The following is a 12,799-nucleotide window of genomic DNA, read 5'->3' as shown; positions in this document are numbered from 1 at the left end:
CCGGAGGTAAATGTGCGACATTTTATACTCTGCCTAATGATGGTAACTGCGGTGCTTAGCACCGCAGGTTGTGGTTTTCATACGCGCGGGAACACTAAACTTCCTACGGAAATGAAAACGATGATCCTAACGAGTGATGATCCTTATGGCCCTCTCGCGCGTGCTGTACGTCAACAATTACGTTTAAGCGGGATAAAACTGGTTGAAGATTCTGCTACGCAGCGCGTGAATGTTCCTACATTACGCTTAGAAGGTGAGAACAATCACCGTGATACAGCCTCTGTGTTTCTAGATGGTAGCCGGGCGGAATATCAATTAGTGATGACGATCACTGGTCAAATTTTAATTCCTGGTAAAGGAATCTTCCCACTGCACACGACCGTTTATCGTTCTTATTTTGATAACTCAGGTAACCCGCTTGCCGCAGATTCAGAGCAAAGTATGATCAGTCAAGAAATGCGTGTCAGAGCATCTGAACAATTGGTACGTCAATTGTTGGCAGTTCATGCTGCAGAGCAACAAATAAACGGGACTGCCCCTGCGGCTCCCGCCGCCGCTTTAGGGCAACCTGAAGTCATTACTAGTACTTCAGAACAAAGCAGCAATGCTGGTGTAGCGCTCGGTAACTAATGACCAGAGTGTTCCCCGAGCAACTTTCGGCGCAACTCAATAACGGGTTGCGCCGTTACTATTTAGTCGTCGGTAGCGATCCCCTTCTGCACCAAGAGAGTCAGCAATCCATTTTGATTGCCGCGCGTTCGCACGACTTTACTGAGCATCACTCATTTTCGATAGATCAACATACTGATTGGGATTTACTCTTTAGTGAATGCCAAGCCATGAGCCTATTTAGTCAGCGACAAGTATTTATATTACAGCTGGCAGAAAATGGCCCGAATGCTGCACAGGCCGGTCATCTTGAACAGCTTATTACCTTAGTTCACAACGACTTAATACTCATCATCCATGCGCCGAAAATAACTAAGGCGCAAGAAAACAGTGCATGGTACAAAGCACTGATTAAGAACGGCCTACTTGTTACCTGCACTACCCCCGATCACCAACAATTACCACGTTGGGTTCAGCAACGGTGTCGTGCCATGTCATTAACCCTTGACGAGCCAGCGTTACGTCTCCTTTGTTATTATTATGAAGGTAACTTGTTAGCCTTATCCCAAGCCTTAGAGCGTCTGTCATTATTGTGGCCAGATGGTGTGCTGACTTTGCCAAGAGTAGAAGAAGCTGTTTATGATGCGGCTATTTTCACTCCCTATCATTGGATAGATGCCTTATTGGCAGGAAAGAGTAAACGTGCCCTACACGTTTTACAGCAGTTACAGTCGGAAGATCAGGAACCCATTATCCTTATTAGAACGCTGCAACGAGAAATCATGACCCTACTGGAAATCTCCTCAACCGCGGCGGATGCGCGTCGTGCAGTCATGGATAAGCTACGCGTTTGGCAAAATAAACGTCAGCTCTATACTAATGCTTTACAGCGACTTGATCGGGTACGCTTACGTCATATCGTCCATCATTTAGCTTCATTGGAAATCGCAGTGAAAAAAGATTTTTCTACCGAGTGTTGGCCAGCATTAAATGCCTTAAGCGTACTCATTTGCCAACCTCAGTTTCCTATAGGACTCTATCATGTCTAAGCTCTCTGCATGGTTTGGGGGAACCTTTGACCCAATCCATAACGGTCATTTGAATTGCGCACGCGAAATCGCCACACTGCTGCAACTCAAAAATATCACACTAATGCCCAATAATGTGCCGCCCCATCGCCCCCAACCCGAAGCGAGTGCCACACAGCGTGTAGAATTAATCAAAAGGGCAATACAAGACGACCCCCTATTTTCAATTGACTGCCGAGAACTTGAGCGAGATACCCCGTCATGGACTATTGATACGCTAATGCTGCTTCGCGCAGAGGTTGGGGAAAATGCCCCTTTAGCATTTATTATTGGTCAAGACTCGTTACTCAATCTCAACAAATGGGAAAGATGGCAAGAAATTTTGGATTATTGTCATCTCGTTGTGGCACAGCGACCTGGGTACTCCAGCCAACACGCTGAGACAAAAGTTCAGTCATGGATTACACGCCATCTCGCCGATGCACCCAGCTTACATAGCAGGCCATGCGGGGGGATATTTCTCGCAGATACTTCGTTATATACCATCTCTGCAACCGACATTCGTCGACGCTTGCATCATGGCTTATCGTGTCAGGATTTACTTCCCGAAGCGGTCATTCAATACATCGCTGAAACAGGCTTATATCGCCCCCGTTGACAGCGTGGTACAATAGGCCTCAACCCCTAGTCATCGCCATGTTAATGTCTAGGGATTTTACTTTATAACCATCATTACCGAAGGTGAAGCTTTTGCAAGGCCAAGCACTCCAAGCTTTCGTTGTCGACAAAGTTGACGATCTTAAAGCACAAAACATAATTTCTATTAATGTTCACGGTAAATCCAGTATCACTGATTGTATGGTGATCTGTACCGGGACCTCTTCTCGCCATGTCATGTCTATCGCGGATCATCTTAAACAAGAAGCTAAACTCGCTGGCTTACAGCCGATGGGTACAGAAGGTAAAGTTTCTGGTGATTGGGTCGTGGTCGATTTAGGTGAAGTTATTGTTCACATTATGGAAGAAGAAGCTCGTCAGCTTTATGAGCTTGAGAAACTCTGGAGTTAATGAGTGAAATTACAGCTCATCGCCGTAGGCACTAAAATGCCCGATTGGGTACAAACCGGCTTCATGGATTATTTACGTCGTTTCCCGCGCGATATGCCTTTTGAGCTAATCGAAATCCCCGCAGGGAAGCGAGGAAAGAACGCTGATATTAAGCGGATCCTTGAAAAAGAAGGTGAGGCGATGTTAGCTGTAGTGGGTAAAGGTAACCGGATCGTGACGTTGGACATTCCTGGAACCCCATGGGAAACGCCAGTTCTTGCCCAACAGCTTGATCGTTGGAAGCAGGACGGACGAGATGTCAGTCTACTCATTGGTGGGCCAGAGGGGCTTGCCCCAGCGTGTAAAGCTGCGGCAGATCAAAGTTGGTCACTCTCACCATTGACCTTACCCCATCCATTAGTCAGAGTATTGGTTGCTGAAAGCCTCTATCGCGCTTGGAGTATTACGACTAACCATCCTTACCATCGCGAATAACTCTCGACCTTGAATAAGTAGAAAACACTTGCATGAAATTGACCGCCTACGCTTTCCGCGATTATAGCGCTGAACAAAAATTATTTGTGAAACGGGCCGCCATCGCACTTGTGGGTGTTTTTCTATTACTCTCCATTCTTATTGCCAATATGTGTCATCTCCAAATCATTAACTATGATGACTACCGTACCCGCTCTAACCAGAATCGTATTAAATTAGTTCCCATCGCCCCAAGTCGCGGTATCATTTACGACCGTAATGGGGTTGCGCTCGCACTGAATCGCACCATCTACCAAGCAGAAATATTACCCGCTAAGGTGGGTAACTTAAGACAAACACTCGAAGCATTAAAACCCGTCTTATCGTTGACCGATGAAGAAATACAAGCTTTCGAAAAGGAGCGTAAGCAAGCCCGCCGCTTCACTTCTGTCGTGCTTAAAAGCGAATTAAATGACGAGCAAATTGCCCGTTTTGCCGTGAATCAATATCGTTTTCCTGGCGTCGAAATCAAGGGCTATCAGCGACGTTATTACCCATACGGCGCTAGCCTCACTCATATCGTTGGTTATGTTTCCAAAATTAATGACCGAGATATGGCTCGTTTAACCCGTGAGCAAAAAGCAGGTAATTACAGTGCCAGCCACGATATCGGTAAACTGGGTGTTGAAGCCTATTATGAGGATACCTTGCATGGTAACACCGGGTATGAAGAGGTTGAGGTAAATAACCGTGGTCGCGTCGTCCGGCAGCTGAATGAAGTTACCCCGCAAGCCGGTGAAGATATTACGCTCACACTGGATTTGGGCTTACAACAATATATCGAAACCTTATTGGCAGGAAGCCGCGCAGCAGTAGTCGTCAGTGACCCTCGCAATGGCGAAATTCTCGCTATGGTGTCGATGCCCAGCTACGATCCCAACTTGTTCGTGGAAGGCATTTCAAGTAAAGATTATAAAGAATTATTGACCAATCCAGACCGTCCATTGTACAACCGTGCCATTCAAGCAGCCTATCCGCCAGCTTCAACCGTAAAACCATTTGTCGCGGTTTCGGCGTTAAGCGCTGGGGTCATTACTAAAAATACCAGTCTATTCGATCCTGGGTGGTGGCAATTACCGGGAAGTGAGAAACGTTTTCGCGATTGGAAAAAATGGGGCCATGGACGCCTTAATGTGACAAAGTCGCTCGAAGAATCGGCGGATACCTTTTTCTACCAAGTCGCCTTTGATTTAGGAATTGACCGTCTATCTGAATGGATGACGAAATTTGGATATGGTCAACGAACCGGGATTGACCTCCCTCAAGAGAGCGCAGGTAATATGCCAACACGGGAGTGGAAGTTGAATCGCTTCAAAAAACCTTGGTATCAAGGTGACACAATCCCAGTAGGAATCGGCCAAGGCTATTGGACAGCAACGCCACTACAAATGAATAAAGCATTGATGACATTAATCAATGATGGTGAACTGAAAGTGCCTCATTTATTATTGTCGGCAAATCGGTCAGGTACCAGCCACCCCTATCAACCGCCCGCTCCAGACACTATCGGCGATGTGCATTCTGGTTATTGGGAAATTGCTAAAGATGGAATGTATGGTGTTGCTAACCGGCCTAATGGAACGGCGCATAAAAGTTTTATTAGCGCCCCGTATAAAATTGCTGCGAAGTCAGGTACCGCTCAAGTATACGGACTGAAAGCCAACGAGACCTATAATGCACAAAAGATTTCTGAGCGTTTGCGTGACCATAAGCTGATGACCGCTTTCGCCCCCTATGATAATCCCCGTGTGGCCATCACAATGATTTTAGAAAATGGTGGTTCCGGCGCAGCAGTCGGTACCATTATGCGCCAAATTTTGGACCACATTATGTTAGGTGACAATAATACCCAATTATCGCCAGAGGCTCCCCTGCCTTCAGGCTATGAAGGTGATGAGTAATGCCAATGAGTAACCATGCACAAAAACAATCAATCTGGACTCGTATCCACGTTGACCCCATGTTTATGATTATTATCCTGACGCTTCTCACTTACAGCGGATTTATTATCTGGAGCGCCAGTGGCCAAGACCCCGGAATGATGGAACGTAAAATTGGTCAGATTGGTATGGGCTTAGCGCTAATGCTGACCTTAGCGCAGATCCCACCGCGTGTTTATGAGAGTTGGGCACCCTATCTCTACATTTTAAGCGTTGTTTTACTCATTGCCGTCGATGCGTTTGGCCACATTAGTAAAGGGGCGCAACGTTGGCTTGACCTAGGGGTCATTCGTTTTCAACCATCAGAGATCGCGAAAATTGCAGTGCCTTTAATGGTTGCTCGTTTTATTAACCGTGATGTCTGCCCGCCCTCACTAAAAAATACGGGGATTGCATTAGTCTTAATTGCGCTCCCCACCTTATTAGTGGCCGCACAGCCAGATTTAGGAACGGCTATTTTGATCGCTGCCTCAGGCATTTTCGTTCTCTTCCTTGCGGGAATGAGCTGGCGATTGATTGGTATAGCGGTGCTGCTACTTGCCGCATTTATTCCTATTTTATGGTTCTTCTTAATGCATGATTATCAGCGTGATCGCGTTATGATGCTGTTAAATCCAGAAAGCGATCCACTGGGTGCTGGCTATCATATTATTCAATCGAAAATTGCAATCGGCTCTGGTGGTCTACGAGGGAAAGGCTGGTTACACGGTACCCAGTCACAGCTTGAGTTTTTACCCGAGCGCCACACAGACTTTATTTTCGCCGTCTTGGCTGAAGAGTTAGGACTCATTGGCGTACTCGGTTTACTCGCGCTTTATTTACTCTTGATTATTCGAGGCTTAATCATTGCGGCTCGCGCGCAAACCACCTTTGGCCGTGTGATGGCCGGAGGATTAATGCTAATCTTATTTGTCTATGTGTTCGTCAATATCGGTATGGTGAGTGGTATTCTTCCGGTGGTTGGCGTTCCCTTGCCCTTGGTTAGCTACGGCGGTTCGGCCCTCGTGGTGCTTATGGCAGGTTTTGGCATTGTAATGTCAATTCATACTCATCGAAAAATGTTATCTAAAAGCGTATAAGAGGCAGACATGCGAAAGGAATGGCTTGGAATCAGCTTTGCATCATTAATCTTGGCGGCCTGTTCATCTGAACAGTCACAGCAGAATTATACCGCCCCTCCACTGCCTGCCTATAATGGACCGGTAGTCGAGATACCCGGTATCGAACCGAAGTATGAGCCACGCAATACGACCGCTAACAATGATTACAGCGTCAATGGTATTCGCTACAAAATTGTTACTGATACTCAAAACTTCAGCCAAATTGGTTTAGCCTCAATCTATGGTGATGATGCACAAGGAAATCGTACTGCCTCGGGTGAAGCGTTTGATTCAGACGCTTTCACGGCTGCGCATCCTACTTTACCGATTCCCTCTTATGTCCGTGTCACAAACTTAGCCAACAATCGTCAACTGGTTGTCCGGATTAACGACCGTGGTCCATTTATTCCTGGACGAATCATCGATCTTTCCCCTGCTGCTGCTACACGCTTGAACACCTCTAACAACAGTCGAGTACGTATCGATGTCATCAATGTTGCGGCAGATGGCTCACTATCAGGCCCAGGAACGATCGGCACCCGCGTAGCAAAACAGAGCTATGATCTTCCACCACGCCCTAATCTTGATGGTGGCATGACTTCGGGGGATAGCTCCTCATCGGGAAGTACAGCATTGCCTCCAGTCACCACATCAACCACTGCCACCGAAAGCAATGTACGGGCAGTGGACAATAGTGAGTTACAAAGTCAGGGGGACAGTGGTGCCCCAGTACATACCAACGGTTTACAAGGTGCTCCACAGCCGTTACGCAGTGGTGTATTAGAGTCTGATGAAGATCAACAAGCCCCAGTGACGCCTCAAGCATCTTCTGCACCGGCGGCGGTTGCCGTAAGTACTCCCCATACGACACCAGCCGTCAATCCACCTGTAACAAAACCCACCACAGCAAGCCACGGTAATGGAAAGGGCTTTGTGGTTCAGGTTGCTGCAGTGAATAATGCTGAGCGTGCAAACGAGCTACAGAAGAAATTAGCGCAACACTATAATGTTGCCGGGCATGTTGAAGCGGTGAATGGTAATGTTTATCGCGTTCAGCTTGGTGGCTTCAGTAGCCGCAATGAGGCAACTGCACTTCAACAGCGACTTGCCCAAGATAATGTGAATTCTTTTATTACTTCCAATAATAATTAAGCCCCTCAAGGTTCCCCGTTAAACACTGTTTAGCGGGGATTTTTGTACTGCCTCTGAATGAGAACGTTACAATGAAGAAAACTCTCGCTCCAAAGATGTTAAAGCGTCTCACCCTACTCCCGCTGGTGGCAGTGCTACTGGGCCCTTCTGCTATGGCAGACGATAATATCGTTCAGACGATGATCCCAGGCGTGCCGAATATCGATGCCGAGGCGTATATCGTCATGGATTATAACTCAGGCAAAGTCCTGGCAGAGAAAAATGCCGACGCGCGCCGAGACCCCGCCAGTTTGACCAAAATGATGACCAGTTATGTTATCGGCCAAGCCGTTAAAGCCGGTAAGATCCACCAAGATGATATGGTGACTGTAGGTCAAGATGCATGGGCGACAGGAAATCCTGTTTTTAAAGGTTCATCATTAATGTTCCTCAAGCCAGGCGATCGTGTACCTGTTTCACAACTAACTCGCGGAATTGTACTGCAATCAGGTAATGATGCTTGTGTAGCGATGGCTGATTATGTTGCTGGCAGTCAAGAGACCTTTGTCGGTCTGATGAACAACTATGTAAGGTCATTGGGTCTCAAAAATACGCACTTCCAAACGGTACACGGATTGGATGCTGAAGGACAATATAGTTCAGCTCGCGATATGGCGCTAATTGGCCAAGCTTTGATTAGAGATGTACCGGACGAATACGCCATTTATCACGAAAAAGAGTTTACCTTTAATAATATCCGCCAGCAAAACCGTAATGGATTGCTGTGGGATACCAGCATGAATGTTGATGGCATTAAAACTGGACACACTGATTCCGCCGGATTTAACTTGGTTGCCTCAGCAACCGAAGGTCAAATGCGTCTGATCTCGGCAGTCATGGGCGGCCACACTTATAAAGGCCGGGAAACTGAAAGTAAGAAACTCCTGACCTGGGGCTTCCGCTTTTTCGAAACCATCTCCCCTATCAAAGCAGGTAAAGACTTCGCATCCGAACCCGTCTGGTTTGGTGATACTGATAAAGCTGAGCTGGGTGTCAATAAAGATGTGTACATCACCGTACCACGCGGACGCATGAAAGATCTCAAAGCTAGCTATGTGCTCGATTCAGGCGAACTTCACGCACCACTCCAAAAGAATCAGGTAGTGGGAACCATTAATTTCCAACTGGACGGGAAAATTATTGATAAACGTCCGTTAATGGTGCTCAACGCCGTCCCCGAGGGCGGTTTCTTCAGTAAAATTGTCGACCATATCAAACTGATGTTCCATCATTGGTTTGGCTAGAGTGCTTGATTTTCTTCGCTTCGCCCCCACATAATTATTAATATAACCTCCCGCGCTTGCGGGAGTCTTTTTTGATTTGGAGTGATTATGAAAACTAAACTAAATGAACTGTTAGAGTTCCCGACCCCTTTCACTTATAAAGTGATGGGTCTCGCACAACCTGAACTTGTTGACCAAGTTATTGAAGTGGTACAGCGCCACGCTCCGGGTGAATATTCTCCAACCATAACCCCAAGCAGTAAGGGTAACTACCACTCAGTTTCTATCACCATTAATGCAACGCATATCGATCAAGTTGAAACTCTGTACGAAGAGTTAGGGAATATCGAAATTGTCCGTATGGTGATGTAATGTGTCATGACCAACCAACCACGACGATGAAGCTGCCCCCTCTAATTGTCCGCCAACTAGGTCAACAACCTTGGGCGTCGGTTTCCGAGGCGATGCATCACTTCACTGATAACCGGACAGCTCTTAGCGCGGATGAACTATGGTTGGTTGAGCACCCTGCTGTCTTTACGCAAGGGCAAGCGGGTAAAGCCGAGCACTTGTTAGCGCCAGGCAATATTCCTGTCATGCAAAGCGATCGAGGCGGCCAAGTGACTTTCCATGGGCCAGGGCAACAAATTATGTATGTCTTAATCGATATTCGCCGTCGCAAACTTGGGGTACGTGAGCTTGTAACGGCACTTGAAAATACGGTTATTGATACCTTGGCCGAAGATGGACTCCAAGCCTACGCTCGACTTGACGCACCCGGTGTCTATCTTGCTGAACAGAAAATTTGTTCACTTGGGCTACGTATTCGTCATGGCTGTTCTTTCCATGGTTTAGCTCTCAACGTTGATATGGATCTTTCCCCTTTTACACGTATCAACCCTTGCGGTTACGCTGACTTAACGATGACGCAATTGAGAGATCATGGAAGTTCGCGAAAAATAGCGCAAGTCTCGCAAGATTTAGTGAAGCATTTCACCCACTATATCCCTTATCAGCAGGTGGTGAGTGACACCCCCCTGCCGAGCGAACACCCGCTTTCCTTTACAACTTTGTAACTTTTGTGCGCTTAAAGCTGTCTAAGCAGCGGCCGAGTGATATACTTTTGCAAATTTATCAGAAAAGTTGAATCTGCGAGGTTGCGAGCATGATTCTTCTGACAGTGACGCGGAATACCTTATGAGCAAACCAATACAAATGGAACGCGGTGTTAAATATCGGGATGCCGATAAAATGGCACTGATCCCGGTGAAGACCGTGGTAACCGAACGCCAAGAAATACTGCGTAAACCCGAGTGGATGAAGATCAAGCTTCCTGCTGATTCAAGCCGTATTCAAGGCATCAAAGCTGCGATGCGTAAAAATGGTCTTCATTCGGTTTGTGAAGAAGCCTCCTGCCCTAACCTTGCAGAATGCTTTAACCATGGTACAGCAACTTTTATGATCCTTGGGGCCATCTGTACCCGACGCTGTCCTTTCTGTGACGTTGCCCATGGCCGACCCGTTGCACCTGATACCAATGAGCCAGAAAAGTTGGGTCAGACGATTGCTGATATGGCGTTACGCTATGTAGTTATCACCTCAGTGGATCGCGATGATTTACGGGATGGCGGAGCACAGCACTTTGCTGACTGTATTACGGCAATTCGAGCGAAGAGCCCAACGATAAAAATTGAAACCTTGGTCCCTGATTTTCGTGGTCGCATGGATAAGGCATTAGAGATCCTTTCGGCCACACCGCCGGACGTGTTCAACCATAACTTGGAGAACGTGCCGCGTTTATACCGCCAAGTACGGCCAGGCGCCAATTATCAATGGTCGTTGACCTTGCTCGAAAAATTTAAGCAGGCACACCCGAATATCCCAACAAAATCTGGATTAATGGTGGGTCTTGGCGAGACTAACGAAGAGATTATTGAAGTTATGCGTGACTTACGTCGACATGGTGTAACGATGCTAACGCTAGGTCAATATCTGCAACCTAGTCGCCATCACCTTCCTGTTCAACGTTATGTCAGCCCTGCCGAGTTCGATGAAATGAAAGAAGCAGCAATGGAAATGGGCTTCACTCACGCCGCTTGTGGCCCGTTTGTTCGCTCGTCATACCATGCCGATATGCAGGCACAGGGTATCGAGATCAAATAAGTTGATGCCAAATACAAAAAAGCCAGTCCTCTTCAGAGCACTGGCTTTTTTTATATTTACTTACACTAAACAGTAAGTAATCGGCTAATTACTCTTTATGAGTAACGCGGTCTGCGGTGACCTCTTCAGCCGTAGCATTTTTACCCGCACTGTCATCATCCTTCATCGCTTTTTTAAAGCCTTTAATTGCACTTCCTAAGTCACCACCAAGAGAACGTAACTTATTCGTACCAAACAATAAAACGATTAGTGCGCCGATGATTAACAACTTGGCTAAGCTAATACCTTCCATAACTCTCTTTCAACCTCAATACTTAGCAGGACACTCTATCTATCATGATAGAACAGGATTATAACACAATTATGATCTGTAACAGATTGCGTATTAACATCTACTTAACGTAAAGGTAAAAAAAAACCCGCCAGAGCGGCGGGTTTTTGAAATTCTGGCTGTTAACTTACAGGCTGATAACGTTAGCAGCAGATGGGCCTTTAGCGCCGTCAGTAATTTCAAACTCTACGCGTTGACCTTCAGCAAGAGTTTTGAAGCCATTGCTCTGGATAGCAGAGAAGTGTACGAATACATCTTTGCTGCCATCTTCAGGAGTAATGAAACCGAATCCTTTGGATTCATTAAACCACTTAACGTTACCTTTAATCTTAGACATCTATATTACCTTTACATTAAAAAAGACACTAAATCTGTGTCGGTATCTAGTACACCAATTGCGGAGCCATTTGTCCAGTAAGATCTGATGAAAAAGTGATAAATATCGTTTTTTTGTGCAATTGATTGATATTCACCCAGTGAAAAGCCCGTTTTATGGAACCGAACCCATTCCCGTCATCACTGGTCATTAGGATTTTTTATTCATTCACCAGGACGATGAACATGTTGTTCATGCCCGCCAACTTGGCTCAATACCTCTTTAGCCCGTTTTTCATCGTCCTGAGTGCACGCAAGCTTTTGCTGCTGTGCGCCCTGTTGTGGATGATAAAGCAGCTCGACATAGAAAGGATAATGGTCTGAACCAACGCTAGAAAGACGCCTCAGATCCTTAAGAACAAAATCTTTACTATGAAAAACATGATCCAGTGGCCAACGTAAAAAAGGATAACTGGCATGGAAAGTCGAAAACATCCCTCTACCCCGCCGTGGGTCCATTAAACCGCTGACTTTCAGAAACAGACGCGTACTCCGCGACCAAGCCACATCATTCATATCACCGGTGACAATGACGGGTATATCTCGTTGCTCAACACTTTTACCGACCATCACTAATTCTGCATCACGATCGATGGAATCATCGCTCTCTGTTGGACTTGGAGGCATTGGGTGCAGGCAGTGTAAACTCACCTCAAGCCCATCCTCCATCACTAAAAGTAGATGAGCTGAAGGAATTGTTTCATCGACCAAGAATTGGATTTTCGCATCCCGGACTTCTACTCGCGAATAAACATGCATGCCATAGAGATTATCTTGTGGACAGCGAATCACCCAAGGATAGTCCTGTTCGAGTGGCTTGAGATGCTCTTCCCACCACTGGTCGGTCTCTACCGCAACTAGGACGTCAGGTTTCTCCTGTTCCATTAACGCCAGTAGTTTGTTCGCTTGACGATTAGGAGTCAGTACATTGGATACCATGATTTTTAAAGTGGTACCTGTCCAATCGGGCTGCGCATTTTCAACTTGTTTACGAGAAAATATCGTGTAGGGGTAGATCCAAAAGAGCTGATAAGCCGCACAACCTAGCGTGATAACTTGTAGACTACTTACCCATAAGGGTGCCTCAAACTCGTAATAGCTAGACGCCAATGCAAGCATTATCGCGATAGCTAATAATTGAACTCTTGGAAAATCCCATACCCTCACCCACCAATAACGACAGTGCGAAAGCGGTGCGAGAGTTAATAGTAATAACAGGCTACTTAAAAACGTTAAAAGTATCAGCACAAGTGCAGTC

The 12,799-nt window shown here is 46.4% G+C and carries 15 protein-coding genes; 12 read left to right on the top strand and 3 right to left on the bottom strand.

Translation table 11 applies throughout. The annotated features are described in order from the left end of the window. Positions 1 to 12: 12 nt before the first annotated feature. The 12 genes from lptE to lipA all read left to right on the top strand — a co-directional run bounded on the left by lptE (position 13) and on the right by lipA (position 10,835). The gene (gene lptE / locus QJR74_RS04770) at positions 13 to 630 is read left to right on the top strand and encodes an LPS assembly lipoprotein LptE (RefSeq protein ID WP_304373445.1); all 618 of its coding nucleotides are present in this window, start codon (positions 13 to 15) and stop codon (positions 628 to 630) included. Next, a complete protein-coding gene (gene holA, locus QJR74_RS04765) occupies positions 630 to 1,658 on the top strand; it encodes a DNA polymerase III subunit delta (protein ID WP_304373444.1) in 1,029 nt (342 codons plus the stop codon). Before lptE ends, holA begins: the two co-directional genes overlap by 1 nt. Then, positions 1,651 to 2,295, top strand: a complete 645-nt coding sequence (gene nadD, locus QJR74_RS04760) for a nicotinate-nucleotide adenylyltransferase (protein WP_304373443.1) — start codon at positions 1,651 to 1,653, stop codon at positions 2,293 to 2,295. Before holA ends, nadD begins: the two co-directional genes overlap by 8 nt. A 92-nt stretch (positions 2,296 to 2,387) precedes the next feature. Then, complete coding sequence (gene rsfS / locus QJR74_RS04755; RefSeq protein WP_241585365.1) at positions 2,388 to 2,705, top strand: ribosome silencing factor; 318 nt, start codon at positions 2,388 to 2,390, stop codon at positions 2,703 to 2,705. Between the two features lie 3 nt (positions 2,706 to 2,708). After that, positions 2,709 to 3,179, top strand: coding sequence for a 23S rRNA (pseudouridine(1915)-N(3))-methyltransferase RlmH (rlmH, locus tag QJR74_RS04750; protein WP_048911754.1), 471 nt, complete (start codon positions 2,709 to 2,711; stop codon positions 3,177 to 3,179). Positions 3,180 to 3,211: 32 nt separating this feature from the next. After that, the gene (gene mrdA, locus QJR74_RS04745; protein ID WP_304373442.1) at positions 3,212 to 5,119 is read left to right on the top strand and encodes a peptidoglycan DD-transpeptidase MrdA; all 1,908 of its coding nucleotides are present in this window, start codon (positions 3,212 to 3,214) and stop codon (positions 5,117 to 5,119) included. Between the two features lie 59 nt (positions 5,120 to 5,178). Then, positions 5,179 to 6,237, top strand: coding sequence for a peptidoglycan glycosyltransferase MrdB (gene mrdB, locus QJR74_RS04740; protein WP_441007647.1), 1,059 nt, complete (start codon positions 5,179 to 5,181; stop codon positions 6,235 to 6,237). A 9-nt stretch (positions 6,238 to 6,246) separates the two neighbouring features. Beyond that, complete coding sequence (rlpA, locus tag QJR74_RS04735; protein ID WP_304373441.1) at positions 6,247 to 7,410, top strand: endolytic peptidoglycan transglycosylase RlpA; 1,164 nt, start codon at positions 6,247 to 6,249, stop codon at positions 7,408 to 7,410. A 95-nt stretch (positions 7,411 to 7,505) separates the two neighbouring features. After that, complete coding sequence (gene dacA, locus QJR74_RS04730; RefSeq protein WP_441007646.1) at positions 7,506 to 8,693, top strand: D-alanyl-D-alanine carboxypeptidase DacA; 1,188 nt, start codon at positions 7,506 to 7,508, stop codon at positions 8,691 to 8,693. An 87-nt stretch (positions 8,694 to 8,780) separates the two neighbouring features. Continuing rightward, entirely contained in the window at positions 8,781 to 9,044 is a 264-nt protein-coding gene (gene ybeD / locus QJR74_RS04725; RefSeq protein WP_071434586.1) for a DUF493 family protein YbeD, read from the top strand. Positions 9,045 to 9,070: 26 nt separating this feature from the next. Beyond that, entirely contained in the window at positions 9,071 to 9,748 is a 678-nt protein-coding gene (gene lipB, locus QJR74_RS04720) for a lipoyl(octanoyl) transferase LipB (RefSeq protein WP_304373962.1), read from the top strand. A gap of 121 nt (positions 9,749 to 9,869) precedes the next feature. Continuing rightward, positions 9,870 to 10,835 carry a lipoyl synthase gene (gene lipA / locus QJR74_RS04715; protein WP_304373439.1) on the top strand — a complete coding sequence of 322 codons (966 nt, stop codon included), beginning with the start codon at positions 9,870 to 9,872 and terminating at the stop codon, positions 10,833 to 10,835. Positions 10,836 to 10,923: 88 nt separating this feature from the next. Here lipA and tatE read toward each other — a convergent pair whose 3' ends face one another. The 3 genes from tatE to QJR74_RS04700 all read right to left on the bottom strand — a co-directional run bounded on the left by tatE (position 10,924) and on the right by QJR74_RS04700 (position 12,786). Continuing rightward, complete coding sequence (gene tatE, locus QJR74_RS04710) at positions 10,924 to 11,127, bottom strand: twin-arginine translocase subunit TatE (RefSeq protein ID WP_304373438.1); 204 nt, start codon at positions 11,125 to 11,127, stop codon at positions 10,924 to 10,926. Between the two features lie 166 nt (positions 11,128 to 11,293). After that, a complete protein-coding gene (cspE, locus tag QJR74_RS04705; RefSeq protein WP_006118399.1) occupies positions 11,294 to 11,503 on the bottom strand; it encodes a transcription antiterminator/RNA stability regulator CspE in 210 nt (69 codons plus the stop codon). Positions 11,504 to 11,706: 203 nt separating this feature from the next. Then, a complete protein-coding gene (locus tag QJR74_RS04700; RefSeq protein WP_441007645.1) occupies positions 11,707 to 12,786 on the bottom strand; it encodes an endonuclease/exonuclease/phosphatase family protein in 1,080 nt (359 codons plus the stop codon). Positions 12,787 to 12,799 lie beyond the last annotated feature (13 nt).

The sequence above is a fragment of the Tatumella ptyseos genome, assembly GCF_030552895.1.
In the GTDB taxonomy this organism is placed as follows: domain Bacteria; phylum Pseudomonadota; class Gammaproteobacteria; order Enterobacterales; family Enterobacteriaceae; genus Rosenbergiella; species Rosenbergiella ptyseos_A.
This window is presented reverse-complemented; position numbering and strand designations above follow the sequence as displayed.